Source organism: Streptomyces sp. NPDC107575 (genome assembly GCF_055657265.1).
This window is the reverse complement of the sequence record NZ_JBVKBG010000009.1, coordinates 140,404-166,449: the sequence shown is the minus strand read 5'-3', so window position 1 is coordinate 166,449 and position 26,046 is coordinate 140,404. Positions and strand designations below refer to the sequence as shown.

Here is a 26,046-nt window from a genome sequence, read left to right as displayed (position 1 = left end):
TAGGATCGGGGGCATGAGCCCCAGCAACAAGGACGTCACCCCGCCGCCGCTGCCGGCGCCCCTCGAGGTCGAGGTCGCCGACTCCCACACCCACCTGGACATGCAGGAGGGCAGCGTGGAGGAGGCGCTCGCCAAGGCCGCGTCGGTGGGGGTGACCACGGTCGTCCAGGTGGGCTGCGACCTCGCGGGCTCGCGCTGGGCGGCCTCCGTCGCCGAGGAGCACGCGCGCGTGCACGCGACGGTCGCCCTGCACCCCAACGAGGCGCCGCGCATCGTGCACGGCGACCCCGACGGCTGGTCCCGGCAGGGCGCGCGCCAGCCGCTCGGCGACGCCGGGCTCGACGAGGCGCTCGCCGAGATCGACCGGCTCGCCGCCCTCCCGCACGTGAAGGGCGTCGGCGAGACCGGCCTCGACTACTTCCGCACGGGCCCCGAGGGCAAGGCCGCGCAGGAGAGGTCCTTCCGCGCGCACATCGAGATCGCCAAGCGGCACGGCAAGGCGCTGGTCATCCACGACCGCGAGGCGCACGACGATGTGCTACGCGTCCTGAAGGAGGAGGGCGCGCCCGAGCGCACCGTCTTCCACTGCTACTCCGGTGACGCGGACATGGCCCAAATCTGCGCGGAGAACGGCTACTTCATGTCGTTCGCGGGGAACGTGACGTTCAAGAACGCGCAGCCGCTGCGCGACGCGCTCGCGGTGGCCCCGCTCGAACTGGTCCTCGTCGAGACGGACGCGCCGTTCCTGACGCCCGCCCCGTACCGCGGTCGGCCTAATGCCCCGTATCTCATTCCGGTCACGCTGCGGGCCATGGCCAGGGTCAAGGGCGTCACGGAGGAAGCCCTCGCGACGTCGGTCTCCGCCAACACCGCGCGTGCCTTCGATTACTGAGCGATAACGTTCGCGGCCGCTCGCGTCCGCTCACCTCCGGGCAAAGTCGCCACGCAGAGTAGTCGTCGTGCTTTGGAGAGTGACGAACGCTCCGCTAGGTTCTGCTCGCCCGATCCGCCCCTGCCCGGGGACCGGACACCCGTGAGTGCCTGGAGCGTCGTCGTGAGCATTACGCCGCAGGAGACGTACGAGCGGTATGAGCCGTACCCGACCTACGAGGCGCAGGCCCCGGTCGTCGACCCGGCGCCGCCCGGCGGGCGGGCCGCCGCCCGGCGCGCCGCACGCCGCAAGAAGGTGGCGCAGCGCCCCGAATCGCTGCGCAGGCTGCTGCCGCAGGCGCTGGTCGTCGCGTTCCTGGCGGGCGGCACGTCCGCGTTCGTCGCCGACGACAAGGCGATCCACCTCAGCGTCGACGGCAAGGAGCGCACCCTGCACACCTTCGCCGACGACGTCACCGAACTCCTGGCCGACGAGGGCGTGGACGTCGGCGACCACGACGTCGTGGCGCCCGGCGAGGGGGCCGAGCTGGCCAGCGGGGACGAGGTCGCGGTCCGCTTCGGGCGGCCCGTCCGGCTCACGCTCGACGGGCAGCGGCGCGAGGTGTGGACCACGGCGCAGACCGTGCACGGGGCGCTCAAGCAGCTCGGGGTGCGGGCCGAGGGCGCGTACGTGTCCGCCTCCCGCTCCCAGCGCATCGCCCGCCACGGCCTCGCCCTCGACGTCCGTACCGAGCGCAGCGTCACGATCATGGCGGACGGCAATCGCCGCACGATCCGCACGAACGCGGCGACCGTGGGCGAGGCCGTCGAGGACGCGGGCATCACGCTGCGCGGGCAGGACACCACGTCGGTGCCGCAGACCAGCTTTCCGCGGGACGGGCAGGTCATCACGGTGCTGCGGGTGACGGGGGAGAAGGAGGTCCGCGAGGAGCCGATCCCGTACGCGACCGAGCGCACCGAGGACGCCTCGCAGTTCCAGGGCACGGAGATCGTCACGCGGGCCGGTGAGCCGGGCATGAAGCGGGTCACGTACACGGTGCGCACGGTCAACGGGGTCAAGGGGAAGCCGCGGCGGGTGCGGCAGGAGGTCGTGCGGGAGCCGCGTACGCAGCAGGTCAGGGTGGGTACGAAGCCGATGCCGACGTCCGTGTCCGGGGCGGACTCCCTCAACTGGTCGGGGCTCGCGGCATGCGAATCGGGCGGCCGCCCGAACGCCACGGACGCGACCGGCACGTACGGGGGGCTCTACCAGTTCGACACCCAGACGTGGCAGAGCCTCGGCGGCTCGGGCCGCCCCCAGGACGCGCCGGCGTCGGAGCAGACGTACCGGGCGAAGAAGCTGTACGTGAGCAGGGGCGCGACGCCATGGCCTCATTGCGGGAGCCGCCTTTAGCGGCACCGCGGCTCTCACGGGTGAGCAAATCAAGCCCCGCCGGCGATTGAGGCGCTCGGTCCGGGGCGGAGCCCCGCGACCGCAACCACGTCACAGGCAGCCCCCCGGCAGGGCACGGCTACCCTTGAACGGTGAGCAGCACAGAACCTCAGGGTCCCCTTCTCGGCGCCGCGGACATCCGCGAACTCGCCGCGGCGCTGAACGTCCGGCCGACCAAGCAGCGCGGCCAGAACTTCGTCATCGACGCCAACACCGTCCGCCGCATCGTCCGCACCGCGGAAGTGACCGAGGACGACGCCGTCGTGGAGGTCGGACCCGGCCTCGGCTCGCTCACCCTCGCCCTCCTCGAAGCGGCCCGCCACGTCACGGCCGTGGAGATCGACGACGTACTGGCCTCGGCCCTGCCCGCCACCATCGCGGCCCGCCTCCCGGCCAAGAAGGACTCCTTCGACCTCGTCAACATCGACGCGATGCAGGTCACCGAGCTCCCCGGCCCCGCGCCCACGGCCCTCGTCGCGAACCTCCCGTACAACGTCGCGGTCCCCGTCCTCCTCCACATGCTGGAGAGCTTCCCGACCATCGAGCGCACGCTCGTGATGGTGCAGGCCGAGGTCGCCGACCGGCTCGCCGCGGGCCCCGGCTCCCGCGTCTACGGCGTCCCGTCCGTGAAGGCCAACTGGTACGCGGAGGTCAAGCTCGCCGGCCGGATCGGCCGCAACGTCTTCTGGCCCGCCCCGAACGTCGACTCCGGCCTCGTCTCCCTCGTGCGCCGCACCGAGCCGATCCCCACCACGGCGTCCCGGCAAGAGGTCTTCGCGGTCGTCGACGCCGCCTTCGCCCAGCGCCGCAAGACGCTGCGCGCGGCGCTCGCCGGATGGGCGGGCTCCGCGCAGGCCGCCGAGGAGGCCCTTGTCGCGGCGGGCGTCTCCCCGCAGGCGCGCGGCGAGTCGCTCACCGTCCACGAGTTCGCCCGTATCGCGGAGGCCAAGAGCAAGTGAGCGCGACCGTACGCGTACCCGCCAAGGTCAACGTCCAGCTCGCCGTCGGCGGCGCCCGCGCGGACGGCTTCCACGACCTGGCGAACGTCTTCCTGGCCGTCGGCCTCTACGACGAGGTGACGGTGTCGGAGGCGGACTCCTTCGCCCTCACCTGCACGGGCCCCGGCTCCGACCAGGTCCCCCTGGACCGCACGAACCTGGCGGCGCGCGCGGCGTTCGCACTGGCGGAACGCCACGGTCTCGGCGAGCCCACCGTCCACATCCACATCGCCAAGGACATCCCCGTCGCCGGCGGCATGGCGGGCGGCTCCGCGGACGCGGCGGGCGCGCTCGTCGCCTGCGACGCGCTCTGGGGCACGAACGCCTCCCGCGAGGAACTCCTCGACATCTGCGCCGAGCTGGGCAGCGACGTGCCGTTCAGCCTCGTCGGCGGGGCCGCGCTCGGCACCGGGCGCGGCGAGAAGCTCGAACTCCTTGACGTGGGCGGCGAGTTCTGGTGGGTGTTCGCGGCGGCGGACGGCGGCCTGTCCACGCCGGCCGTCTACCGCGAGTTCGACCGCCTCAGCCCCGCCGCCCCCGACCCCGTCGCCGCGCCCGCCCTCCTGGAGGCCCTGCGCACCGGCGACACCGAGGCCCTCGCGGCCACGGTCACCAACGACCTGCAGCCCGCCGCGCTCTCCCTCTTCCCGTCCCTGAAGGACACGCTCGAGGCGGGCAGGTCGGCGGGGGCGCTGGCCGCGCTGGTCTCGGGCTCCGGGCCGACGACGGCGTTCCTCACGGCCGACGAGTCCTCGGCGCGGGTGGTGGCGGCGGCGCTGACCAGCGCCGGTGTTTGCCGCACGGCCCGCGCGGCCCCATCCCCGGCCCCCGGAGCCACGCTCCTCTGACCCCGATCGCGCGGCACCGTGCCTTCGCCGTGCCGTGGCCTTGCCCACCCTGCCGCCCAAGGCGGCAGATTGCCCAAGCTGGTGACGGCTAGCTGCAACCGTTGCGGCACCCCGTGAGGCCCACGCCCCTGGAGGGGGCAGGGCGGTGCGGGCAGGTATCTCAAGCCCCTGCGGCGATTGAGCAGCGGGGTCCGGGGCGGAGCCCCGAGAGCGCAATGCCGCTTCGGCAAGATCAGCCCCGCCGGCGTCTGATGCGCGGGGGCCAGGGAGAGGCCCCGTTCTCTCCAGCCCCGCCGGCGATTGAGGCGCGGGGCCCGGGGCGGAGCCCCGTGACGTCGGAACGGGTGACCAGCACCATCCGTGAGCCGACTACGCTGGAAGACTGGCCCACCCCCCCCGGAGCGGAGCGAAATGGCAGTCAACCTGGTCAATGTCGAGGCAGTCAGCAAGGTGTACGGCACCCGTGCCCTGCTCGACGGAGTCTCCCTCGGCGTGCAGGAGGGCGACCGCATCGGCGTCGTGGGGCGCAACGGGGACGGCAAGACCACCCTGATCCGGATGCTCGCCAAGCTGGAGGAGGCCGACACCGGCCGCGTCACCCACAGCGGCGGCCTGCACCTCGGCGTACTCACCCAGCACGACTCGCTCGACCCGAAGGCCACCGTCCGGCACGAGGTCATCGGCGACCTCGCCGACCACGAGTGGGCGGGCAGCGCCAAGATCCGCGACGTACTGACCGGCCTGTTCGGCGGCCTCGACCTGCCGGGCTTCCCGCAGGGCCTCGACACCGTGATCGGCCCGCTCTCCGGCGGCGAGCGGCGCCGTATCGCGCTCGCCAAGCTGCTCATCGCCGAGCAGGACCTGATCGTCCTCGACGAGCCGACCAACCACCTCGACGTCGAGGGCATCTCCTGGCTCGCCCAGCACCTGCGCGCCCGCCGCTCCGCGCTCGTCTGCGTCACCCACGACCGCTGGTTCCTCGACCAGGTCTGCACCCGCATGTGGGACGTGCAGAAGGGCGACGTGTACGAGTACGAGGGCGGCTACTCGGACTACGTGTTCGCGCGCGCCGAGCGGGAGCGGATCGCCGCGACCGAGGAGGCCAAGCGGCAGAACCTGATGCGCAAGGAGCTGGCCTGGCTGCGCCGCGGCGCCCCCGCCCGGACCTCCAAGCCGCGCTTCCGCATCGAGGCCGCCAACGAACTGATCGCGGACGTGCCCGAGCCGCGCGACAAGAGCGAGCTGATGAAGTTCGCGAACGCCCGGCTCGGCAAGACCGTCTTCGACGTCGAGGACGTCACGATCCAGGCCGGCCCGAAGGTGCTGCTCAAGCACCTGACCTGGCAGCTCGGCCCCGGCGACCGCGTCGGCCTGGTCGGTGTGAACGGCGCGGGCAAGACGTCCCTGCTGCGCGCCCTCGACGAGGCGGCCCGCAGCCAGGGCGACGTCCAGCCCGCCGCGGGGAAGATCGTCGTGGGCAAGACCGTACGGCTCGCGTATCTCTCCCAGGATGTGACCGAACTCCCCGGATCCCTCCGCGTACTGGAGGCCGTCCAGCAGGTCCGCGACCGCGTCGACCTCGGCAAGGGCCGCGAGATGACCGCGGGCCAGCTGTGCGAGCAGTTCGGCTTCGCGAAGGACAAGCAGTGGACGCCGGTCGGCGACCTGTCCGGTGGCGAGCGGCGCCGACTCCAGATCCTGCGCCTGCTCATGGACGAGCCGAACGTGCTCTTCCTCGACGAGCCGACGAACGACCTGGACATCGAGACACTCACGCAGTTGGAGGACCTGCTCGACGGGTGGCCCGGCTCGATGGTCGTGATCTCCCACGACCGGTTCTTCCTGGAGCGCACCACCGACAACACGTACGCCCTGCTCGGCGACGCCACGCTGCGGATGCTGCCGCGCGGCGTCGACGAGTACCTGGAGCGCAGGCAGCGGATGATCGAGGCGGCGTCCCCCGCCCCCGCGGCCGCCCCCGCAGCGGCCGAGAAGACCGGCCCCTCCGCGGCCGACACCCGCGCCGCGAAGAAGGAACTCCAGAAGATCGAGCGGCAGATGGACAAGATCTCCGAGAAGGAGACCAAGCTGCACACGCAGATCGCGGACAACGCCACCGACTTCGGCAAGGTCGCCGAGCTCGACGCGCAGCTGCGTGATCTCGTCGCGCAGCGCGAGGAGCTGGAGATGCGCTGGCTGGAGCTCGCCGAGGACGCGTGAGCGAAGAGCACCGCGGGCCGGTCCTCCCCTGGGTACGGGGCGGGGCCGGCCCGTTGCTGTCGGCCGCGACTGACAGACACGACTGACAGACACGACTGACAGACGCGAGTGATAGAAAAGGGCCGCCGGGACGAGAACGTGCGATCCGGCCCACGGCGACTGGCCTTGCCGAAACTCAACGTCCCCGAGGTACCCAGGTCATGACCCAGCCACCCCCGCCCCGCCCGCCGAACGAACCCCCGTCCCCCCAGGGCGAATTCGGCGCCCCACCGCCCATGCCGCCGTACACCGCCCCCGGTTACGGCACCCTGCGCACCCCGCTCCCGCCCGAGGCCCGGGCCCGCCTGGTGCGCCAACAGCCGTACGAGCAGCCCGAGTACGGCCACCCGCAGCCGCCGCCCGCCCGCAGCAAGGTGCCGCCGCTCGCCCTGATCGTCGGCGCCGCGGTCGTCGCCCTCGCACTGATCGTCGGCGGCGGCTTCCTCTACGCGTCGAGGTCCGGCGACGACCCCGGCGTGGGCGCCGACGGCGGCGGCAAGGGCGGCGAAGGCCTCGCCGGATCCGGGGCGGAGCGGGCCCCCGCCGACCCGTCGGCGCGGGTGACGCTGCGGCTGCCCGCGCCGAAGGTGGCGAAGCGGCAGGTGGACAGCGTCCAGGGCTCCTGGCTGACCGACAGGACGTACGCCAAGGCGGGCGTGAACCAGCTCGCCGGGTACGACGCAGCGAGCGGCAAGAAGACCTGGACCCTCCCGCTGTCGGGGCAGACGTGCGCGGGGACGGACACCGTCACCGACGGCGCGCTCGCGGCCGTGGTCAGCGAGGCGGGCAAGCGGCCCGCGAACGGCGACCACAGGCCGTGCAGCCAGATCACGGTGTTCAACGTCAACACGGGGCACAAGCTCTGGACGCAGAGCCTCGGCCAGGGCTCGAACCGGCGGATCTTCGAGGAGCTCTCCCTCACGGGCACCACGCTCGCGGCGGGCGGCGGCCTCGACGGCGGTGCCGCGTTCGACCTCAAGTCGGGCCGCATCCTGTGGCAGCCCGACACGGGGGAGTGCCAGGACCTCGGCTACCACGGCGGCGCCCAGCTCGTGACGGTCCGCAAATGCGGCACCTACGGGAAGAACGCCACGTATGACGTCCAGCTCCTGGACCCAATGACGGGCGGGCCCAAGTGGTCCTACAAACTCCCCTCCGGCCTTGCCGACGTGAAGGTCCTGTCCACCAAGCCGGTCGTCTTCGGAGTGGGAAGAGGGACCGACGCGGCGGGCACCATCACCGACGTCTTCGCCCTGGACGGCCGCGGAAGGCTCACGAGCAGGATCGCCGTCGACCCCAAGAAGTACGACTTCGCCTGCGAGGTCGGGAAGATCGAGGGCTGCGCGAAGGTCACCGTCGGCAATGGGCGGATCTACTTCGCGACCAGGCCGCACGAGTCCGCCCGCGGCGCGGGTCCGGCCAACGAGATCGTGTCGTACTCCCTGGAGACCGGGAAGCGCACGGGTGACCGCGTCACCGGCGGCGACCACCACGACATCTTTCCGGTGCGGATGGACGGCGGGAACCTCCTGGCGTTCGCGACGGGCGCCGCCGAGAAGGGCAGCCGGATCGTCACGATCGACCCCGGCACACTGAAGCGGTCGACGCTGCTGGAGGTGCCGGCCACACCCGACGTCCGGGAGATGATCAGCGGCATGGCGCCGGGCCGATCGAATTCCGAACTCCGCTATTCCGGGGGCAGACTGTTCCTCGGTCAGCCGCTGATCGGCGAGCCCTATGCGGACGGCGACAAGCGGTACACGGCGGTCGGTTTCGGCACCGGTTGAAAAGGATCGCGAAGTCGCCCCGAACGGACGTCACATGGCGCTGGCTTTGCGTTCCTGTACCCCCAAACATCCCTCAATGCACTGGATTTCAGCATTCAGGGCCGCTTCTGGCCGGTAGGGGGCGCGCAACCTCGAACAAGCGTGTAGCTTCCGGGGGATGAAGGAGGACGGGGAGTCGGGGGGCTCGCCTGTCCTTGGGGGGCCCGGGGGTTGGAGGAGACTCCCGGGGTCGATTGGGGGGTTGGCCCGATGGGAGTGCGGCTGATGGTGGTCGACGACCACCGACTGCTGGCCGAGGCGTTGGCCTCGGCCCTGAAGCTGCGCGGGCACCGGGTGCTCGCGGCGGCCGCACCGGCGGCCGGAGCGGCGGACCTGGTCATCTCGCGGGCGCCCGAGGTCTGCCTGCTGGGCACGGCGACCCCCGCGGAGCCCGGCACCTTCGACCCGGTCGTCCGCATCAAGCGCGAGCGCCCGCAGGTGGCCGTGGTGGTCCTCGGCCCCGTCCCGTCGCCCAGAGGCATCGCGTCGGCCTTCGCGGCGGGCGCCTCCGGGTACGTACGGCACGACGAGCGCATAGAGGGTGTCGAGCGCGCGCTGATGAAGGCGCGGGCGGGGGAGGCGGCGGTGGCCCCCGCGCTGCTGCAGGGCGCGTTCGGGGAGCTGCTCAACCCGGCGGCCCAGCCGGACGACGAGGGGCAGCGGCTGCTCCAGATGCTCACGCCGCGCGAGGTCGAGGTCCTGGTGCGGGTCGCGGACGGCGAGGACACCCGGCTGATCGCGGCGGGCATGGGGATCGCCCCGTCCACGGCGCGTACGCATGTGCAGCGCGTCCTGATGAAGCTGGGCGTCGGCTCGCGCCTGGAGGCGGCGGCGCTGGCCGCGCGCACGGGGCTGCTGGACCGGGCGGGCCCGGTGGGCTCGCCAGAACAGGAGTCCTGAGCTACAGTTGATCTTGTTGGTCACCGCAACTCGCGGTGAACGACCGCGCGTTGGTGGTCCAAGGAAAGACGCCCCGCTTCCTGCGGGGAAATGCAGGTGCAAGGCCTGCCCGGCACTCCATCCCAAGGCCCGTTCCACTCCGGTGGAACGGGCCTTGTGCGTTGGGCGGTGCGGCCCACGGCAGGCGAAGGGCCGGAGCCCACCACTCTCCCAAGTGGTGGGCTCCGGCCCTGGTTTCACGGAGTGGGCGGCGCTACTCGGACGCCTCCGCCAGTTCCTCAGCGGTCGGTGGAACCGTCGGGCGCAGCTTCATCCAGATCAGGAAGAAGAGGCCCAGGAGCAGCATGCCGATGCCGGTCCACAGGTTGATGTTGATGTCCTGGGCCTTCTTGAGGTCGGCGTCGGACGCCGTGAAGCCGGCGATCGTGACGATCACGCCGTAGACCACGAAGAGGCCGCCGATGATGCGTCGCACGTCGAAGAGGCGGGCCGCCGTCGCCGACTTGGCCTCGAGCTCCTTCACTTCCTCGACGTGCTGGTTCATTTCGTCGCTCATGTCGTGTTACCTCGGACCTCAGAAGGAGAACGGGATGTAGCAGATGGTGGCGAGGATGATCGCTCCCCAGCCCAGCAGGGCCGGCTTGCGGTACCAGGCGTCGTCACCCTCGGCCGGCGGCTCCTCCATGCCCGGCGACTTCGTGCCGTACACGAGACCGGCCAGCTCCTCGGCGGGCTTGGACTTGGTGCAGAGCGTGACCACGAACATCACCACCGCGCCGACCACGAACGCGACGATCGACGACACGAAGTTGGCGCCCTGGTCCGAGGGGATCGAGATGACGCCCTGCTTGTAGAACCAGAAGTAGTTCACCATCGCGGCCACGGTGCCCGAGAGCAGGCCCCAGAAACCGGCGGCGGGCGTCGTGCGCTTCCAGAACATGCCGATGATGAAGACCACGAACAGCGGGACGTTGAAGAACGAGAACAGCGTCTGCAGGTAGTTCATGATGTTGCTGAAGCTGCCCGCGATGAACGCGGTGCCCATGCCGATCACGACGCCGACGGCGGTGACCACACGGCCGGTCTGCAGGTAGTGCCGGTCGCTCTGGCCCTTCTTGATGTACGCGGCCCAGATGTCGTTGGTGAACACCGTGTTGAAGGACGAGACGTTGGCCGCCATGCCCGCCATGAACGCGGCGAGCAGGCCCGTCACCGCGATGCCGAGGACACCGTTGGGCAGCAGGTCGCGCATGAGGACCGGGATGGCGTCGTTGTACTGCAGGCCGTCCGCGGACTTGCCGATGGACGGCTCCATGACCAGCGCGATCAGACCGGGGATCACCACGACCATCGGGATGAGGATCTTCGGGAACGCGGCGATCAGCGGCGTGCGCTTGGCGGCGGAGAGGTTCTTCGCGGACAGCGCGCGCTGCACCTCGGCGAAGTTCGTCGTCCAGTAGCCGAAGCTCATCACGAAGCCGAGGCCGAGCACGATGGTCAGCCAGTTGGCCCCGAGCGGGTTGGCGTCACCGATGCCCGTGCCCTGCCACGCCGTCATGAACGAGTCGCCGTGCGAGTGGGTGAGGGAGTCCGAGATGCCGTCCCAGCCCCCCACACGCTTGAGGCCGACGATCGTCAGCGGGATCAGCGCCGCGAGGATCACGAAGAACTGCAGGACCTCGTTGTAGATCGCCGAGGAGAGCCCGCCGATCGTGATGTACGCGAGGACGAACAGACCGGCGATGACGATCGCCACCCACTGCGGCCAGCCGAGCAGCGCCTGGAGCACCAGGGCCATCGCGTACAGGTTGACGCCCGCGATCAGCACCGAGGAGACGGCGAAGATGATCGAGGAGAGCAGGTGGGACGAGGGACCGAAGCGGTGCAGCAGGAACTCCGGGACCGAGCGCACCTTCGACGAGTAGTAGAAGGGCATCATCACCAGGCCGAGGAAGACCATGGCGGGGATGGCGCCGATCCAGTACCAGTGCACCGTGTAGAGGCCGTACTGCGCCCCGTTGGCCGCCATGCCGAGGAGCTCGGTGGCGCCCAGGTTCGCCGCGACGAACGCGAGCCCGGTGACCCAGGCGGGCAGGGATCGCCCGGACAGGAAGAAGTCCAGGCTGGTCTTCACGGACCGGCGGGCGGCGAAGCCGATGCCCAGCACCACGACGAAGTAGATCGCCATGATCGCGTAGTCGAGGCCGTTGGTGGGCAGCCGGAGCCCCTCGGCCAGGGTTGTTGTGGGGGACAGCATGAAGATCTCGCTTCGTTGCGCGAACTGAAACAGTCCGGAACCTACGCCTCCGGCTTCAATAAGTGAACAGTTCGAGTGATGTTCTTTGTTGGATTGTGATCGAGATCCCGCTCCGAACCTTCCGGACGGCACAGAAAGCGCACAGACGGCTGCGACGCGTTCCCCTTGACGTCACTGTTGGCTTATGCTTTGTTGTGTTTGGTTCTGTTTGGTTGGTGTGATGAGGAGCATCGGACGTGAAGAAGACGTCGACCCGGCTCGCCGACGGTCGTGAGCTCATCTATTACGACTCGCGCGACGACGTCGTCCGGGACGCGGCCGACCGCCGCCCCCTCGACCCCACGGTCACCACGTCCGAGGTGCGCCGCGACCCGCTGCTCGGCGACTCCGTGGCCATCGCCTCGCACCGCCAGGGCCGCACCTACCACCCGCCGGCCGACGAGTGCCCGCTGTGCCCCTCCGAGGGCGAGCGGCTGAGTGAGATCCCCGACTCCTCGTACGACGTGGTGGTCTTCGAGAACCGCTTCCCCTCGCTCGCCGGGGACTCCGGCCGCTGCGAGGTCGTGTGCTTCACGTCCGACCACGACAAGTCCTTCGCCGACCTCACCGAGGAGCAGGCCGGGCTCGTCCTCGACGCGTGGACCGACCGCACGGCCGAGCTGTCCCACCTCGACTCCGTCGAGCAGGTCTTCTGCTTCGAGAACCGCGGCGCCGAGATCGGCGTCACCCTCGGCCACCCGCACGGCCAGATCTACGCCTACCCCTTCACCACCCCGCGCACGGCCCTGATGCTGCGCAACGCCGCCGAGCACAAGGAGCAGACCGGCGGCCGCAACCTCTTCGCCGACGTGGTGGAGAAGGAGGTCGAGGACGGCACGCGCGTCGTCCTCGAGGGCGAGCACTGGGTGGCCTTCGTGCCCTACGCCGCGCACTGGCCCTACGAGGTGCACCTCTACCCCAAGCGCCAGGTCCCGGACCTGCTCGCGCTCGACGACGACGCGCGCACAGAGTTCCCCAAGATTTATCTGGAACTCTTGAGGCGCTTCGACCGGATCTTCGGTGATGACCAGCCGGTGACGCCGTACATCGCGGCCTGGCACCAGGCCCCGTTCGGCTCGCTGGACGAGTTCGAGGGCGTGAGCCGCGACGACTTCGCGCTGCACCTCGAGCTTTTCACCATCCGCCGCACTTCCGGCAAGCTGAAGTTTCTCGCGGGTTCCGAGTCCGGCATGAGTGTGTTCATCAACGACGTGCCGCCGGAGACCGCGGCCGAGCGACTGCGAGAGGTAGCGAGCGAGTAATGGGAAAGTACCTGGTCACAGGTGGTGCGGGATACGTCGGCTCGGTCGTCGCCCAGCACCTTCTTGAGGCGAACCACGAGGTCGTCGTCCTCGACAACCTCTCCACCGGCTTCCGCGAGGGCGTGCCCGCGGGCGCCGCCTTCGTCGAGGGCGACATCCGCGACGCGGCCAAGTGGCTCGACTCCTCCTACGACGCCGTGCTGCACTTCGCCGCGTTCTCCCAGGTCGGCGAGTCCGTCGTGAAGCCCGAGAAGTACTGGGCGAACAACGTCGGCGGCACCATGGAGCTGCTCGCCGCGATGCGCGCGGCCGACGTCCGCAAGCTGGTCTTCTCCTCGACCGCGGCCACGTACGGCGAGCCGGTCAACACCCCGATCACGGAGACCGACCCGACCGCGCCCACGTCCCCGTACGGCGCCTCGAAGCTCGCGGTCGACCACATGATCACCGGTGAGGCGGCCGCGCACGGACTGGCTGCCGTATCCCTTCGGTACTTCAACGTCGCGGGCGCGTACGGCAGCTGCGGCGAGCGGCACGACCCCGAGTCGCACCTGATCCCGCTCGTCCTCCAGGTCGCCCAGGGCAGGCGCGAGGCGATCAACGTCTTCGGCGACGACTACCCGACGCCCGACGGCACCTGCATCCGGGACTACATCCACGTCGCCGACCTCGCCGAGGCCCACCTGCTCGCCGTCGAGGCCGCACAGCCCGGCGAGCACCTCATCTGCAACCTCGGCAACGGCAACGGCTTCTCCGTCCGCGAGGTCGTCGAGACCGTCCGCCAGGTCACCGGGCACCCGATCCCCGAGGTCGTCGCCCCGCGCCGCGGCGGCGACCCCGCCGTCCTCGTCGCCTCCGCCGCGACCGCGCGCGAGCGCCTCGGCTGGAACCCGTCCCGCGCGGACCTCGCGGGCATCGTCGCCGACGCCTGGGCGTTCGCCCAGGCCCGAGAGCAGCAGTAGTCACTACGAGGGTCAGGTAGCCAACTGATGTCCGTCGCCACGCAGTTCAAGGACCTGTACGGGTACGAGCCCGCCGGAGTCTGGGCGGCCCCCGGCCGCGTCAACCTCATCGGTGAGTACACCGACTTCAACGAGGGCTTCGTCATGCCGCTCGCGCTGCCGCACACCGCGGTCGCCGCGGTGGCCCGGCGCGAGGACGGCGTGCTTCGCCTGCACTCGGCCGACATCGACGCCCCGGTCGTGGAACTGCGCGTCGACGACCTGGCGCCCCTTTCGAAGTACGGGCAGGGCGGCTGGGCCGCGTACCCGGCGGGTGTCGTCTGGGCGCTGCGCGACGCTGGCCACACGGGCATCACCGGCGCCGACATCCACCTCGCCTCCACCGTGCCGACCGGCGCGGGTCTGTCCTCCTCGGCGGCCCTGGAGGTCGTCACGGCGTACGCGATGAACGACCTGTACGAACTCGGGCTCACCGGCGCCGAGTTGGCGGTCCTCGCGCAGCGCGCCGAGAACGCCTTCGTCGGCGTGCCCTGCGGCGTCATGGACCAGATGGCCTCGTCCTGCGCCACCGAGGGCCACGCCCTGCACCTCGACTGCCGCGACCTGTCGATCCGCCAGGTCCCCTTCGACCTGGCGGCGCACGGCCTGCAGCTCCTCGTCGTCGACACCCGCGTCAAGCACGAGCTGGGCGACGGCGCGTACGCGGAGCGCCGCGCGGGCTGCGAGGAGGGCGCCCGCGTCCTCGGCGTCTCGCACCTGCGCGACGTGCCGTACGCCGAACTGGGCAAATCCGTCGCCGAGTTGGAGATGGCGGGGGTCGGCGAGAAGGTCGTCCGCTACGTCCGCCACATCGTCACCGACGACCACCGCGTCGAGCGCGTCATCGAGCTGCTCGACTCCGGCGACGTCCGTGCCATCGGCCCGATCCTCGTCCAGGGCCACGTCTCGCTCCGCGACGACCTGCGGATCTCGTGCCCGGAGCTCGACCTGGTGGTCGGCACGGCGATGACCTCCGGCGCGATCGGGGCGCGGATGACGGGCGGCGGCTTCGGCGGCTCGGCGATCGTCCTGGTGGAGGCGGACGACGCCGACACCGTCACGAAGTCGATCGCCGACGCCTTCGCGGAGGCCGGCTTCACGGCGCCGCGCGTGTTCCCGGCAGTGCCCTCGGCGGGCGCCCGCCGCACCGCGTAACGGCTACCCGAGCCGCTTCGTCAGCGTGAACTCCTTGAGCCCCGGCGGGTAGTCGGGGATCACGGACACCATCTCGTAGCCGTGCAGGCGGTAGAAGCCGGGGGCCTGGAAGTCCCAGGTTTCCAGGCGGGAGCCGCCGCAGCCGCGGTCCTCGTACGCGATGCGCTCCGCCTCCGCGAGGAGGCGGGAGCCGAGGCCCGCGCCGCGGTGCTGCTCGGCGACCCACAGCAGATCCACGTGCAGCCAGTGCGCCCACGTGTACCCGTCGAGCCCCGCCGCCAGGGAGCCGTCCTCGTCCACCAGCCAGACCTGCAACGGGAGATGCTGGTCGGCGGCGGTGCCGCGCAGCTCCCGCAGGACCGGTGACGCCGCCGTGTTGGTCTCCCTCAGCAGCGACCGGAGTCGAAGGGCGCGCTCCTTGTCGACTTCTGTCTCGATGCGAAACATGCGCATCACCATAAACGCGCAGGACAGTCGCTGCTCCGCCAACCGCCAACCAGTTCTGCGAATTGACTTCCCCTGTGGGCCTTCGCCTCTAGTCTGAGGACAGCACCGGTGGGGGCCGGTGCCGATCAGGGGGCGAGACAGCCGGGTACGACGCCCGGGGCGGGGGTGGCAGTTCGGCTCACGGCGGCGGCCGTGCGGTCGCGGCGACCCGCACTCCGGGCGCCGTACCTGCGTTGATCCGTTCCCCGACGATGGGGTATCCCCTGCTCCGTACCGGAGCTCGGGGAAGGGGGTAATCACGTGGTACGCATCCGGGTCCTTGTGGTCGACGACCACCGCATCTTCGCCGAGTCGCTCGCGGCGGCGCTCGCCGCCGAGCCCGATGTCGACGTGTCGGCCGCGGGGAGCGGCCCCGCCGCTCTGCGCTGCCTCGACCGGGCGGTCGCGGAGGGCCGCCGGTTCGACGTGCTGCTGATCGACGCGGACCTGGGTGCCGCATCGCTCCAGGGCATGCGCGCGCCGACCCCGGTGCCCGACAGCGCCGCTCAGGACGGCCTCGTCGACGGCATCTCCCTGGTGGCGGGCGTCCGTTCGGCCCAGCCCGCCGTCCGCACGGTGGTGCTCGCCGAGCGCGACGACCCGCGCCGCGCGGCACTCGCGCTGCAGGCGGGCGCGTCCGGCTGGGTGGCCAAGGACTGTTCCCTGTCACGCCTGTTGACCGTCATACGGGGCGTGCTGCGGGAGGAGACGCACCTGCCGCCCGCGCTGCTCACGGGCGTCCTGCGGGAGCTGACCGCGGCGCGCAAGCACCGCACCGAGTCCGAGCGCCTCGTCGAGTCCCTGACGCCGCGCGAGCGCGAGGTGCTGCGCTGCATGGTGGCGGGCCTCGGCCGCAAGGCGGTGGCGGAACGCCTCTTCCTGTCCCCGCACACGGTGCGTACGCACATGCAGAACGTGCTGGGCAAACTCGGCGTCCACTCGACACTGGCGGCGGTCGCGCTCGCGCGCAGGGCGGGGGTCGGCCCGGTCGACCTGGAGGCGGCCAGCTGAGCAAGTTAAGCCCCGCTTTTGGGACGAGAGCCCGCGGGGGCCGGGGCAGAGCCCCGCGACGTCGACCAGCGTCAACCAGGAATGTTGTCGAACGGCGCCGTCAACTGCCGAAGCAGCGACGCCAATTCGCCCCGCTCCGCTCGCGAGAGTTCCGCCAGGATCGCCCGCTCCTGGTCGAGCAGCCCGGCCAGGGCCTGGTCGGCGCGGTCGCGCCCCTCGTCCGTGAGCCGGACCAGGACACCGCGCCGGTCGCTGGGATCGGGCAGCCGCTCGACGAGCCCCTTCTTGGCGAGCCGGTCGATACGATTCGTCATCGTGCCGGACGTCACCAGGGTCTGCGTGAGCAGCTGACCGGGGGAGAGCTGGTACGGGGTGCCCGCGCGGCGCAGCGCCGTCAGGACGTCGAACTCCCACGGCTCCAGGTTGTGCTCGGAGAAGGCCAGGCGGCGGGCCCGGTCGAGATGGCGCGCGAGCCTGCTGACCCGACTGAGCACCTCAAGGGGCTCCACGTCGAGGTCGGGGCGCTCTCGGCGCCACGCTGAGACCAGACGGTCGACCTCGTCCTCCATGACGATCAGTGTAGGGGGTGTGTCGACGTGAAGTCTCTTGAGGTCGACTATCTTGACATCGAGATACTTCGGGCGGAGGCTTGAAACCATGACGCCTGCACCCACCTGGGACCCCCAGCAGTATCTCCGGCACGCGGGCCACCGCGGCCGCCCGTTCGTCGATCTGCTCGCCCGCGTCCCCGATCTTCCCGGGGAACCGGCCCGGATCGCCGACCTCGGCTGCGGCCCCGGCAACGTCACGACACTGCTCGCCGAGCGCTGGCCCACCGCCCGCATCACCGGCTACGACAACTCGCGGGAGATGCTGGCACAGGCGGCCGACCACGCCACCGACCGCCTCGACTTCGCGTACGCGGACGCCGCCGACTGGGCGCCCACGGAGACGTACGACCTGCTGCTGTCGAACGCGACGCTGCAATGGGTCCCGGGCCACGCCGACGCCTTCCCCCGCTGGATCGACGCGGTGGCCCCGGGCGGCACGTTCGCCTTCCAGGTGCCGGGGAACTTCGAGGCGCCCAGCCACGTCCTGATGCGCGAACTGGCCGAATCGGCCCGCTGGAAGGACCGCCTGTCCGGAGTGCTGCGCCACGGCGACGCGGTGATCGCGCCCGCGGCGTACCTGGAACGCCTGGCCGGCCTCGGCTGCGAGGTCGACGCCTGGGAGACGACGTACCTGCACCTCCTCCAGGGCCCCGACCCGGTCCTCGACTGGGTCAAGGGCACGGGCCTGCGCCCGGTCCTGACGGCACTGGAGGACGACCCGACGGCCCGCGACGCGTTCGTCGCCGAATACCGCGACCTGCTCCGCGAGGCGTACCCGGCGACGGAGCACGGCACGGTGCTCCCGTTCCGCCGCATCTTCGTGGTGGCGACCCGCTCATGACGCTCGTCGGCGTGGACCATGTGCAACTCGCGGCGCCGCCGGGCAGCGAGGAGGCCCTGCGCTCCTTCTACGCCGACGCCCTCGGCATGACCGAGGTCCCGAAGCCCCCGGCGCTCGCGGCGCGCGGCGGCTGCTGGTTCGAGGCGGGCCCGGTCCACCTCCACCTGGGCATCGACCCCGACTTCCGCCCGGCGAAAAAGGCCCACCCGGGCCTCCTGGTCCACGACATCGAGGCGTACGCGCGACGACTGACGGGGTGGGGCGTTCCGCTCACCTGGGACGACGCGCTACCGGGCCGCCGCCGCTTCTACTGCGAAGACCCCGTGGGCAACAGACTGGAGATTCTGGACTCGAAGCTCCACATTTCAAGCCCCGCCGGCGATTGAGGCGCGGGGCCCGGGGCAGAGCCCCGAGACGTCAACGCCGGTGCGCGCTCAACTCTTCCGGTGACCTATCAGCCTCGGCTTCGGCTCAAGACCATCCAGCCCATGCCACGCCAGGTTCACCAGATGCGCCGCCACCTCCGCCTTCTTCGGCTTGCGCGCGTCCAGCCACCACTGGCCCGTCAGCGCGACCATCCCGACCAGCGCCTGCGCGTACAGCGGCGCCAGCTTCGGGTCGAAGCCGCGGGTCTTGAACTCGCGGCCGAGGATGTCCTCGACCTGCGTCGCGATGTCGGAGATCAGCGACGCGAACGAACCCGTCGACTGCGGAATGGGGGAGTCGCGGACCAGGATGCGGAAGCCGTCCGTGTACTCCTCGATGTAGTCGAGGAGCGCGAAGGCGGCCTGCTCGCACAGTTCACGCGGGTGCCCGGCCGTCAGGGAGCTGGTCACCATGTCCAGGAGCTGGCGCATCTCGCGGTCCACGACCACCGCGTACAGGCCCTCCTTGCCCCCGAAGTGCTCGTACACCACCGGCTTGGAGACCCCGGCCTTCGCCGCGATCTCCTCCACCGACGTGCCCTCGAAGCCCTTCGCGGCGAAGAGGACGCGACCGATCTCCAGGAGCTGCTGACGCCGCTCCGCCCCCGTCATCCGCGTTCTGCGCGCGCGCCGGGTCTTCTCGGGCCGGTCCGGCCTGTCGCTGCTCGAGTCGCTCGAGTTGCCCGGGGTGCTTGAGTCGGTCGCCACGTCTTCCATCATGCCGTGTGGTGGTCAGGCCGCGTCGGCGACCTGCTCCTTGCGCTTCGAGGCGATGCGGTCCCGCGACGGCCAGCGCACGTCGTGCGCCCAGCCCAGCCGCTCGAACCAGCGGATCAGACGGGCCGAGGAGTCGATCTGGCCGCGCTCCACACCGTGCCGCGCCGACGTCGGGTCCGCGTGGTGCAGGTTGTGCCAGGACTCGCCGCAGGACAGGACGGCCAGCCACCACACGTTGCCCGAGCGGTCCCGGGACTTGAAGGGGCGCTTGCCGACGGCGTGGCAGATCGAGTTGATCGACCACGTGACGTGGTGCAGCAGCGCCACCCGCACGAGCGAGCCCCAGAAGAACGCCGTGAACGCGCCCCACCACGACATCGTGACCAGACCGCCGATCAGGGCGGGGAGGAAGAGCGACAGCGCCGTCCACAGGACGAACTGGCGGGAGATCGCGCGGATCGCCGGATCCTTGACCAGGTCGGGCGCGTACTTCTCCTGCGAGGTCTGCTCCTCGTCGAACATCCAGGCCATGTGCGCCCACCACAGGCCCTTCAGCAGGGCGGGGACCGTCTCCCCGTACCGCCACGGCGAGTGCGGGTCGCCCTCCGCGTCGGAGAACTTGTGGTGCTTGCGGTGGTCGGCGACCCAGCGCACGACCGGTCCCTCCACCGCCAGCGAGCCCATGATCGCCAGCGCGATCCGCAGCGGCCGCTTCGCCTTGAAGGAGCCGTGCGTGAAGTACCGGTGGAAGCCGATCGTGATGCCGTGGCAGCCGACGAAGTAGAAGAGGACGAGCAGCCCGAGGTCGAGCCAGCTCACCCCCCAGCCCCAGGCCAGCGGCACCGCCGCGAGCAGGGCCAGGAACGGGACGGCGATGAACAGGAGCAGTGTGATCTGCTCCACGGAACGCTTCTGTTCGCCGCCGAGTGTCGCAGAATGCGAGGTGGCGGGCGGTCCTGACGCCGGACCGGCGGGTTCTTCGATCACATCGGTACTGGTGGCCATGTGAGTCCCCTGTAAGTCGAGGGTTGAGACGGGCTGAGACGGGTCAGGAGATCCACGGGGATCCGCGGACAGCTTGCCTACGGTTCCGTAACCTACGGCACCGTAACCACGTAAGCGTGCAGCCGTGGCGGCAAGAGGCTCCGACCTCGCCGTCGGCGGTGGCACATATCCTTGGAATCGGTCGGACAGCGCGGTCCGCTCTGAATCTCCACCCTGGGTTACGTACCCGGATCCGGGGATCCTTCCTCCCGACGTGCTTCACCACGTGCTTCACCATTGCAAGGAGCCGCACCTGTGAGCAGTGCCGACGAACAGACCGCTGCGACGAGCGCCGAGCTGCGCGCCGACATCCGTCGGCTCGGTGACCTGCTGGGCGAGACCCTGGTCCGCCAGGAGGGCCCGGAACTCCTCGAGCTGGTCGAAAGGGTCCGCCGCCTGACCCGCGAGGACGGCGAGGCCGCCGCCGAGCTGTTGCGCGGCACCGAGCTGGACACCGCGGCCAAGCTGGTCCGCGCCTTTTCCACGTACTTCCACCTGGCCAACGTCACGGAGCAGGTGCACCGTGGCCGCGAGCTGCGCGCCATGCGGGCCGCCGAGGGCGGACTCCTCGCCCGCACCGCGGACCGGCTCAAGGACGCCGACCCGGAGCACCTGCGCGACACGGTCAAGAACCTCAACGTGCGGCCCGTCTTCACCGCGCACCCGACGGAGGCCGCCCGGCGAAGCGTCCTCAACAAGCTGCGCCGCGTCGCCGAGCTCCTGGAGACCCCGGTCCTGGAGACCGACCGCCGCCGCTACGACACCCGCCTGGCCGAGAACATCGACCTCGTGTGGCAGACGGACGAGCTGCGTGTCGTACGCCCCGAGGTCACCGACGAGTCCCGCAACGCGATCTACTACCTGGACGAGCTGCACGCCGGCGCCGTCGGCGACGTCCTCGAGGACCTCACCGCCGAACTGGAGCGCGTCGGCTTCCAGCTCCCCGAGGAGAGCCGCCCGCTCACCTTCGGCACCTGGATCGGCGGCGACCGCGACGGCAACCCGAACGTGACGCCCGCCGTCACCTGGGACGTCCTGATCCTCCAGCACGAGCACGGCATCAACGACGCGCTCGACATGATCGACGAGCTGCGCGGCTTCCTCTCCAACTCCATCCGCTACACGGGCGCCACCGAGGAGCTGCTCACCTCGCTCCAGTGCGACCTGGAGCGCCTCCCCGAGATCAGCCCCCGCTACAAGCGGCTCAACGCCGAGGAGCCCTACCGGCTCAAGGCCACCGCGATCCGGCAGAAGCTGGAGAACACCAAGACCCGGCTCGCCAACAACACCCCGCACCAGGACGGCCGCGACTACCTCGGCACCGCCGAGCTGCTCCACGACCTGAAGGTCATCCAGACCTCGCTGCGCGAGCACCGCGGCGGACTGTTCGCCGAAGGCCGCATGAACCGTACGATCCGTACGCTCTCCGCCTTCGGCCTGCAGCTCGCCACGATGGACGTCCGCGAGCACGCCGACGCCCACCACCACGCCCTCGGCCAGCTCTTCGACCGGCTCGGCGAGGAGTCCTGGCGCTACGCCGACATGCCGCGCGACTACCGCGGCAAGCTGCTCGCCAAGGAACTGCGCTCCCGGCGCCCGCTGGGCCCGACCCCGGCGCCCCTCGACGCCGACGGCGAGAAGACGCTCGGTGTCTTCCACACCATCCGCAAGGCCCTCGAGGTCTTCGGGCCCGAGGTCATCGAGTCGTACATCATCTCGATGTGCCAGGGCGCCGACGACGTGTTCGCCGCGACCGTCCTCGCGCGCGAGGCGGGCCTCATCGACCTGCACGCCGGCTGGGCGAAGATCGGCATCGTGCCGCTCCTGGAGACGACGGACGAGCTGAAGGCCGCCGACACGATCCTCGAGGACATGCTCTCCGACCCGTCCTACCGGCGCCTCGTCGCGCTCAACGGGGACGTCCAGGAGGTCATGCTCGGCTACTCCGACTCCTCCAAGTTCGGCGGCATCACCACCTCCCAGTGGGAGATCCACCGCGCCCAGCGCCGCCTGCGCGACGTCGCACACCGCTACGGCGTCCGCCTGCGCCTCTTCCACGGCCGCGGCGGCACCGTCGGCCGCGGCGGCGGCCCCTCGCACGACGCGATCCTCGCCCAGCCGTGGGGAACGCTGGAGGGCGAGATCAAGGTGACCGAGCAGGGCGAGGTCATCTCCGACAAGTACCTCGTGCCGTCCCTGGCCCGCGAGAACCTGGAACTGACCGTCGCGGCGACACTGCAGGCCTCCGCCCTGCACACGGCGCCGCGCCAGTCCGACGAGGCCCTCGCCCGCTGGGACGCCGCCATGGACGTCGTGAGCGACGCCGCCCACGCCGCGTACCGCGAGCTCGTCGAGGACCCGGACCTGCCGCACTACTTCCTCGCCTCGACGCCGGTCGACCAGCTCGCCGACCTGCACCTCGGCTCCCGGCCCTCGCGCCGCCCCGGCTCCGGTGTCTCCCTCGACGGCCTGCGCGCCATCCCGTGGGTGTTCGGCTGGACCCAGTCCCGGCAGATCGTGCCCGGCTGGTTCGGCGTCGGAAGCGGCCTCAAGGCACTGCGCGAGGCCGGCCTCGACACCGTGCTCGACGAGATGCACGAGCAGTGGCACTTCTTCCGCAACTTCATCTCCAACGTCGAGATGACGCTCGCCAAGACCGACCTGCGGATCGCCAAGCACTACGTCGACACGCTCGTGCCCGACAACCTCAAGCACGTCTTCGACGCCATCGTCGCCGAGCACGAGCTGACCGTCGCCGAGGTCCTGCGCATCACCGGCGGCAGCGAACTCCTCGACGCACAGCCCGTGTTGAAGCAGACGTTCGCGATCCGCGACGCCTACCTCGACCCGATCTCGTACCTCCAGGTCGCCCTGCTCAAGCGGCAGCGCGACGCGGCGGCCGCGGGCGAGACCCCCGACCCGACGCTCGGCCGCGCCCTGCTGCTCACCGTGAACGGTGTGGCGGCAGGCCTGCGCAACACCGGCTGACCTAGAGGTTCAGGGCGGCGAAGGCCGCCGTCAGCAGCGCGAGACCGGCGCCTCCCGTGACCCACGTGAGGCGCCGGTTGCGTATCCCGCCCGCGAGCACCACCGACGCCAGCAGCAGCGCACCGCCGAGCGGCACCCAGGCGTGCAGAAAACCGGCCGTGCCCGCGCGCACCGCATCGGTCGAACTCGGCTTGAGGACCACGGGGAAGCGCGCGCCCTTCTTCTCCCCGATCGAGCGGTCGATCGTCACGCTCGCATGCCGCACGGCGGTGGGGGAGGCCGGCGAGAACGAGCCGGCGCAGCTCTCGTCCGCACACCGGCTCACCGTCATCGTGCCGCGCTCACGGCCCGTCGGGAACATCACGTGCTGCGCCGCACCCCACGACGCCCACACGCCGGCGATCAGCAACAACGCGGCGACCACGGCCGCCGCGACTTGACGGGCAACAGGCAACATGGCCGGGATCCTTGGCCATCACCCTGCGCACGGTCAACTCCCGGCCGGAACCCGCCCCCGACAAGTCCGTACAGGTCAGGAGTTGTACGTCGACTGCGCCCGCTCAAGGCCCTCGATGACCAACGCCTCCGCCGCATCGGCCGCGCGGTCCACGAAGTAGTCGAGCTCCTTGCGCTCCGTCGACGAGAAGTCCTTCAGCACGAAGTCCGCGACCTGCATCCGCCCCGGCGGACGACCGATCCCGAACCGCACCCGGTGGTAGTCGGGGCCCAGCGACTTCGTGATCGACTTCAGGCCGTTGTGCCCGTTGTCGCCGCCGCCCAGCTTCAGCCGCAGCACCCCGTAGTCGATGTCCAGCTCGTCGTGGACCGCCACGATGTGCTCCGTCGGCACCTTGTAGAAGTCGCACAGCGCCGTCACCGGACCACCCGAGACGTTCATGTACGACATCGGCTTCGCGAGGATCACCCGGCGGTTCAACGGCCCCGGCGGACCGATCCGCCCCTCGACGACCTGCGCCTGCCCCTTGGTCGCCCGCTTGAACTTGGCGCCCATCCGCTGCGCCAGCAGATCGGCCACCATGAAACCGACGTTGTGCCGGTTCATCGCGTACTCGGGCCCGGGGTTGCCAAGGCCGGCGATCAGCCAGGGAGCGTTCTCGTCGGACATGCACATTCCTTCGTAGAGATAGCGGAACGGGGTGGTGGGCCGCGCCCACCACCCCGTACAACCAGGTCAGACCCTGAAGGCTCAGGCCTCCGCGGCGGCCTCGTCGCCCTCGGCCTCGGCCGGGGCCTCCTCGGCCTGCGCGGCCAGGACCTGCAGGACGACGGCGTCCTCGTCGGTGGCCAGCGTGGTGCCCTTGGGCAGCGCGATGTCCTTGGCGTGGATCGAGGCACCGGCCTCGAGGCCCTCGACGGAGACGGTGACCGACTCGGGGATGTGCGTGGCCTCGGTCTCGACCGACAGCGTGTTCAGCACGTGCTCGAGCAGGTTGCCGCCCGGGGCCAGCTCGCCCTCGGTGTGGATCGGGAGCTCGACGGTGACCTTCTCGCCGCGCTTCACCTGGAGCAGGTCGACGTGGACCAGGAAGCTCGTGATCGCGTCACGCTGCACGGACTTCGGGATGACCAGCTCGTTGGTCTTGCCGTCGATGTCCAGGTTGATCAGGACGTTCGGCGTACGCAGGGCCAGCATCAGGGCGTGCGAGTCGAGGACGATGTGCTGCGGCTCGTTGCCGTGGCCGTAGACGACACCGGGAACCTTCTCGACCATGCGCAGACGGCGGGAGGCACCCTTGCCGAACTCGGTGCGGGTCTCGACGGAAAGCTTGACCTCGGACATGCTCTTCAACTCCTCGTAGATCTGGGGAAATGGTCACCCGGCCACGAACGGCCTGCTACGAAGAGCGCGTCGATAACGGATCGCCGTACAAAAAAGTACGGCCTCCCTCGCCGAGCAACTTCGACAGTCTACTCGGCGAGGAAAGCCGTACTCAAATCGATCTTTACGCTTCGCCCTCGAAGAGGCTGGTCACCGAGCCGTCCTCGAAGACCTCGCGCACCGCGGAGGCGATCGTCGGGGCGATCGACAGGACCGTGATCTTGTCGAGCTCCAGCTCGCCCGGCGTCGGCAGCGTGTCCGTGAACACGAACTCGCTCACCTTCGAGTTCTTCAGACGGTCCGCGGCGGGGCCCGAGAGCACACCGTGCGTCGCCGTCACGATGACGTCCTCCGCGCCGTGCGCGAACAGGGCGTCCGCGGCGGCGCAGATCGTGCCACCGGTGTCGATCATGTCGTCGACGAGCACGCAGACGCGGCCCTTCACGTCACCGACGACCTCGTGGACCGTCACCTGGTTCGCGATGTCCTTGTCGCGGCGCTTGTGCACGATCGCCAGCGGCGCGCCGAGCCGGTCGCACCAGCGGTCGGCGACACGCACGCGGCCGGCGTCCGGGGAGACGACCGTCAGCTTGCTCCGGTCCACCTTCGCGCCCACGTAGTCCGCCAGGATCGGCAGCGCGAACAGGTGGTCCACCGGGCCGTCGAAGAAGCCCTGGATCTGGTCCGTGTGCAGGTCGACCGTCAGGATGCGGTCCGCGCCCGCCGTCTTCATCAGGTCCGCGACCAGACGCGCCGAGATCGGTTCACGTCCGCGGTGCTTCTTGTCCTGCCGCGCGTAACCGTAGAACGGCACGATGACGGTGATGGAGCGGGCCGACGCGCGCTTCAGCGCGTCGATCATGATCAACTGCTCCATGATCCACTTGTTGATCGGAGCCGTGTGGCTCTGGATCAGGAAGCAGTCGGCGCCGCGAGCGGACTCCTGGTAGCGGACGTAGATCTCGCCGTTGGCGAAGTCGAAAGCCTTGGTCGGGACGATCCCGACACCGAGCTGGTGCGCGACCTCCTCGGCAAGCTCGGGGTGGGCGCGGCCGGAGAAGAGCATCATCTTCTTCTCGCCGGTCGTCTTGATCCCGCTCACAGCACTAGTCTCCTCAGACGAGTTCGTCCGCCGCAGCTGCCCGCGCGTCCCATTAGCAGCGAGCCAGGCGAATCGTGTGCACCTATCACGGTACGCCGTGTCGAGCGCACCTG

At 70.5% G+C, this 26,046-nt stretch carries 24 protein-coding genes; 14 read left to right on the top strand and 10 right to left on the bottom strand.

The window, feature by feature from the left end:
• The first annotated feature begins 13 nt into the window (after nucleotides 1-13).
• The 7 genes from ACZ7L4_RS36900 (at nucleotide 14) to ACZ7L4_RS36870 (ending at nucleotide 9,154) form a co-directional block, all read left to right on the top strand.
• Nucleotides 14-892, top strand: a complete 879-nt coding sequence (locus ACZ7L4_RS36900) for a TatD family hydrolase (RefSeq protein WP_472109418.1) — start codon at nucleotides 14-16, stop codon at nucleotides 890-892.
• Between the two features lie 162 nt (nucleotides 893-1,054).
• Nucleotides 1,055-2,284 carry a ubiquitin-like domain-containing protein gene (locus ACZ7L4_RS36895; protein WP_472109417.1) on the top strand — a complete coding sequence of 410 codons (1,230 nt, stop codon included), beginning with the start codon at nucleotides 1,055-1,057 and terminating at the stop codon, nucleotides 2,282-2,284.
• A gap of 131 nt (nucleotides 2,285-2,415) precedes the next feature.
• Nucleotides 2,416-3,282 carry a 16S rRNA (adenine(1518)-N(6)/adenine(1519)-N(6))-dimethyltransferase RsmA gene (gene rsmA, locus ACZ7L4_RS36890; RefSeq protein ID WP_472109416.1) on the top strand — a complete coding sequence of 289 codons (867 nt, stop codon included), beginning with the start codon at nucleotides 2,416-2,418 and terminating at the stop codon, nucleotides 3,280-3,282.
• The gene (locus ACZ7L4_RS36885) at nucleotides 3,279-4,169 is read left to right on the top strand and encodes a 4-(cytidine 5'-diphospho)-2-C-methyl-D-erythritol kinase (protein WP_472109415.1); all 891 of its coding nucleotides are present in this window, start codon (nucleotides 3,279-3,281) and stop codon (nucleotides 4,167-4,169) included. The genes rsmA and ACZ7L4_RS36885 overlap by 4 nt, the downstream gene beginning before the upstream one ends.
• A gap of 411 nt (nucleotides 4,170-4,580) precedes the next feature.
• Nucleotides 4,581-6,389: an ABC-F family ATP-binding cassette domain-containing protein gene (locus ACZ7L4_RS36880; protein ID WP_472109414.1), complete on the top strand. Its 1,809-nt coding sequence runs from the start codon at nucleotides 4,581-4,583 to the stop codon at nucleotides 6,387-6,389.
• A 200-nt stretch (nucleotides 6,390-6,589) separates the two neighbouring features.
• A complete protein-coding gene (locus ACZ7L4_RS36875; protein ID WP_472109413.1) occupies nucleotides 6,590-8,215 on the top strand; it encodes an outer membrane protein assembly factor BamB family protein in 1,626 nt (541 codons plus the stop codon).
• Between the two features lie 249 nt (nucleotides 8,216-8,464).
• Entirely contained in the window at nucleotides 8,465-9,154 is a 690-nt protein-coding gene (locus tag ACZ7L4_RS36870; protein ID WP_422407874.1) for a helix-turn-helix transcriptional regulator, read from the top strand.
• Between the two features lie 253 nt (nucleotides 9,155-9,407).
• Here the strand turns inward: ACZ7L4_RS36870 and ACZ7L4_RS36865 are convergent, their stop codons facing one another.
• The gene (locus tag ACZ7L4_RS36865; protein WP_385760508.1) at nucleotides 9,408-9,710 is read right to left on the bottom strand and encodes a hypothetical protein; all 303 of its coding nucleotides are present in this window, start codon (nucleotides 9,708-9,710) and stop codon (nucleotides 9,408-9,410) included.
• An 18-nt stretch (nucleotides 9,711-9,728) separates the two neighbouring features.
• The gene (locus ACZ7L4_RS36860; RefSeq protein ID WP_450809932.1) at nucleotides 9,729-11,411 is read right to left on the bottom strand and encodes a sodium:solute symporter family protein; all 1,683 of its coding nucleotides are present in this window, start codon (nucleotides 11,409-11,411) and stop codon (nucleotides 9,729-9,731) included.
• Nucleotides 11,412-11,647: 236 nt separating this feature from the next.
• Here ACZ7L4_RS36860 and galT point away from each other — a divergent pair, with 236 nt between their 5' ends.
• From galT to galK, 3 genes are read left to right on the top strand one after another with little or no spacing between them, the layout of a single operon-like run.
• Nucleotides 11,648-12,712: a galactose-1-phosphate uridylyltransferase gene (galT, locus tag ACZ7L4_RS36855; RefSeq protein WP_472109412.1), complete on the top strand. Its 1,065-nt coding sequence runs from the start codon at nucleotides 11,648-11,650 to the stop codon at nucleotides 12,710-12,712.
• On the top strand, nucleotides 12,712-13,674 hold the full coding sequence (gene galE / locus ACZ7L4_RS36850) for a UDP-glucose 4-epimerase GalE (protein ID WP_472109411.1): 963 nt from the start codon (nucleotides 12,712-12,714) through the stop codon (nucleotides 13,672-13,674). The genes galT and galE overlap by 1 nt, the downstream gene beginning before the upstream one ends.
• 27 nt (nucleotides 13,675-13,701) lie before the next feature.
• Nucleotides 13,702-14,868, top strand: coding sequence for a galactokinase (galK, locus tag ACZ7L4_RS36845; protein ID WP_472109410.1), 1,167 nt, complete (start codon nucleotides 13,702-13,704; stop codon nucleotides 14,866-14,868).
• A 3-nt stretch (nucleotides 14,869-14,871) separates the two neighbouring features.
• Here the strand turns inward: galK and ACZ7L4_RS36840 are convergent, their stop codons facing one another.
• Nucleotides 14,872-15,327, bottom strand: coding sequence for a GNAT family N-acetyltransferase (locus tag ACZ7L4_RS36840; protein WP_472109409.1), 456 nt, complete (start codon nucleotides 15,325-15,327; stop codon nucleotides 14,872-14,874).
• Between the two features lie 288 nt (nucleotides 15,328-15,615).
• On the opposite strand from ACZ7L4_RS36840, the gene ACZ7L4_RS36835 reads away from it, so the two are divergent.
• Nucleotides 15,616-16,365 (top strand): LuxR C-terminal-related transcriptional regulator, encoded by a 750-nt coding sequence (locus tag ACZ7L4_RS36835; RefSeq protein WP_385760490.1) that lies wholly within the window; start codon nucleotides 15,616-15,618, stop codon nucleotides 16,363-16,365.
• A gap of 71 nt (nucleotides 16,366-16,436) precedes the next feature.
• On the opposite strand, the gene tamR is transcribed toward ACZ7L4_RS36835, so the two are convergent.
• Complete coding sequence (tamR, locus tag ACZ7L4_RS36830) at nucleotides 16,437-16,934, bottom strand: MarR family transcriptional regulator TamR (protein WP_399237694.1); 498 nt, start codon at nucleotides 16,932-16,934, stop codon at nucleotides 16,437-16,439.
• A gap of 88 nt (nucleotides 16,935-17,022) precedes the next feature.
• On the opposite strand from tamR, the gene ACZ7L4_RS36825 reads away from it, so the two are divergent.
• Complete coding sequence (locus ACZ7L4_RS36825) at nucleotides 17,023-17,817, top strand: trans-aconitate 2-methyltransferase (protein ID WP_472109408.1); 795 nt, start codon at nucleotides 17,023-17,025, stop codon at nucleotides 17,815-17,817.
• Nucleotides 17,814-18,203, top strand: a complete 390-nt coding sequence (locus ACZ7L4_RS36820; RefSeq protein ID WP_472109407.1) for a VOC family protein — start codon at nucleotides 17,814-17,816, stop codon at nucleotides 18,201-18,203. Before ACZ7L4_RS36825 ends, ACZ7L4_RS36820 begins: the two co-directional genes overlap by 4 nt.
• Before the next feature lie 48 nt (nucleotides 18,204-18,251).
• Here ACZ7L4_RS36820 and ACZ7L4_RS36815 read toward each other — a convergent pair whose 3' ends face one another.
• Together ACZ7L4_RS36815 and ACZ7L4_RS36810 are read right to left on the bottom strand one after the other, a co-directional pair.
• Nucleotides 18,252-18,962 (bottom strand): TetR/AcrR family transcriptional regulator, encoded by a 711-nt coding sequence (locus tag ACZ7L4_RS36815; protein ID WP_472109406.1) that lies wholly within the window; start codon nucleotides 18,960-18,962, stop codon nucleotides 18,252-18,254.
• Nucleotides 18,963-18,974: 12 nt separating this feature from the next.
• Nucleotides 18,975-19,964: an acyl-CoA desaturase gene (locus ACZ7L4_RS36810; RefSeq protein WP_472109405.1), complete on the bottom strand. Its 990-nt coding sequence runs from the start codon at nucleotides 19,962-19,964 to the stop codon at nucleotides 18,975-18,977.
• A gap of 294 nt (nucleotides 19,965-20,258) precedes the next feature.
• On the opposite strand from ACZ7L4_RS36810, the gene ppc reads away from it, so the two are divergent.
• Nucleotides 20,259-22,991, top strand: a complete 2,733-nt coding sequence (gene ppc, locus ACZ7L4_RS36805; RefSeq protein WP_472109404.1) for a phosphoenolpyruvate carboxylase — start codon at nucleotides 20,259-20,261, stop codon at nucleotides 22,989-22,991.
• A 1-nt stretch (nucleotide 22,992) separates the two neighbouring features.
• Here the strand turns inward: ppc and ACZ7L4_RS36800 are convergent, their stop codons facing one another.
• The 4 genes from ACZ7L4_RS36800 to ACZ7L4_RS36785 all read right to left on the bottom strand — a co-directional run bounded on the left by ACZ7L4_RS36800 (nucleotide 22,993) and on the right by ACZ7L4_RS36785 (nucleotide 25,933).
• Entirely contained in the window at nucleotides 22,993-23,448 is a 456-nt protein-coding gene (locus tag ACZ7L4_RS36800; RefSeq protein WP_472109403.1) for a hypothetical protein, read from the bottom strand.
• Nucleotides 23,449-23,523: 75 nt separating this feature from the next.
• Nucleotides 23,524-24,117 (bottom strand): aminoacyl-tRNA hydrolase, encoded by a 594-nt coding sequence (gene pth / locus ACZ7L4_RS36795; RefSeq protein WP_472109402.1) that lies wholly within the window; start codon nucleotides 24,115-24,117, stop codon nucleotides 23,524-23,526.
• Nucleotides 24,118-24,198: 81 nt separating this feature from the next.
• Complete coding sequence (locus ACZ7L4_RS36790) at nucleotides 24,199-24,792, bottom strand: 50S ribosomal protein L25/general stress protein Ctc (RefSeq protein ID WP_472109401.1); 594 nt, start codon at nucleotides 24,790-24,792, stop codon at nucleotides 24,199-24,201.
• A gap of 163 nt (nucleotides 24,793-24,955) precedes the next feature.
• Nucleotides 24,956-25,933 (bottom strand): ribose-phosphate diphosphokinase, encoded by a 978-nt coding sequence (locus ACZ7L4_RS36785; protein WP_450809945.1) that lies wholly within the window; start codon nucleotides 25,931-25,933, stop codon nucleotides 24,956-24,958.
• Nucleotides 25,934-26,046 lie beyond the last annotated feature (113 nt).

What these genes read in the sequence shown, in the direction of transcription:
- ACZ7L4_RS36900 (WP_472109418.1), top strand. Translation starts at nt 14, where the DNA reads ATGAGCCCCAGCAACAAGGACGTCACCCCGCCGCCGCTGCCGGCGCCC.
- ACZ7L4_RS36880 (WP_472109414.1), top strand. Translation starts at nt 4,581, where the DNA reads ATGGCAGTCAACCTGGTCAATGTCGAGGCAGTCAGCAAGGTGTACGGC.
- ACZ7L4_RS36875 (WP_472109413.1), top strand. Translation starts at nt 6,590, where the DNA reads ATGACCCAGCCACCCCCGCCCCGCCCGCCGAACGAACCCCCGTCCCCC.
- ACZ7L4_RS36870 (WP_422407874.1), top strand. Translation starts at nt 8,465, where the DNA reads ATGGGAGTGCGGCTGATGGTGGTCGACGACCACCGACTGCTGGCCGAG.
- ACZ7L4_RS36865 (WP_385760508.1), bottom strand. Translation starts at nt 9,710, where the DNA reads ATGAGCGACGAAATGAACCAGCACGTCGAGGAAGTGAAGGAGCTCGAG.
- ACZ7L4_RS36860 (WP_450809932.1), bottom strand. Translation starts at nt 11,411, where the DNA reads ATGCTGTCCCCCACAACAACCCTGGCCGAGGGGCTCCGGCTGCCCACC.
- galE (WP_472109411.1), top strand. Translation starts at nt 12,712, where the DNA reads ATGGGAAAGTACCTGGTCACAGGTGGTGCGGGATACGTCGGCTCGGTC.
- galK (WP_472109410.1), top strand. Translation starts at nt 13,702, where the DNA reads ATGTCCGTCGCCACGCAGTTCAAGGACCTGTACGGGTACGAGCCCGCC.
- ACZ7L4_RS36840 (WP_472109409.1), bottom strand. Translation starts at nt 15,327, where the DNA reads ATGGTGATGCGCATGTTTCGCATCGAGACAGAAGTCGACAAGGAGCGC.
- tamR (WP_399237694.1), bottom strand. Translation starts at nt 16,934, where the DNA reads ATGGAGGACGAGGTCGACCGTCTGGTCTCAGCGTGGCGCCGAGAGCGC.
- ACZ7L4_RS36825 (WP_472109408.1), top strand. Translation starts at nt 17,023, where the DNA reads ATGACGCCTGCACCCACCTGGGACCCCCAGCAGTATCTCCGGCACGCG.
- ACZ7L4_RS36820 (WP_472109407.1), top strand. Translation starts at nt 17,814, where the DNA reads ATGACGCTCGTCGGCGTGGACCATGTGCAACTCGCGGCGCCGCCGGGC.
- ACZ7L4_RS36815 (WP_472109406.1), bottom strand. Translation starts at nt 18,962, where the DNA reads ATGATGGAAGACGTGGCGACCGACTCAAGCACCCCGGGCAACTCGAGC.
- ACZ7L4_RS36810 (WP_472109405.1), bottom strand. Translation starts at nt 19,964, where the DNA reads ATGGCCACCAGTACCGATGTGATCGAAGAACCCGCCGGTCCGGCGTCA.
- ACZ7L4_RS36800 (WP_472109403.1), bottom strand. Translation starts at nt 23,448, where the DNA reads ATGTTGCCTGTTGCCCGTCAAGTCGCGGCGGCCGTGGTCGCCGCGTTG.
- pth (WP_472109402.1), bottom strand. Translation starts at nt 24,117, where the DNA reads ATGTCCGACGAGAACGCTCCCTGGCTGATCGCCGGCCTTGGCAACCCC.
- ACZ7L4_RS36790 (WP_472109401.1), bottom strand. Translation starts at nt 24,792, where the DNA reads ATGTCCGAGGTCAAGCTTTCCGTCGAGACCCGCACCGAGTTCGGCAAG.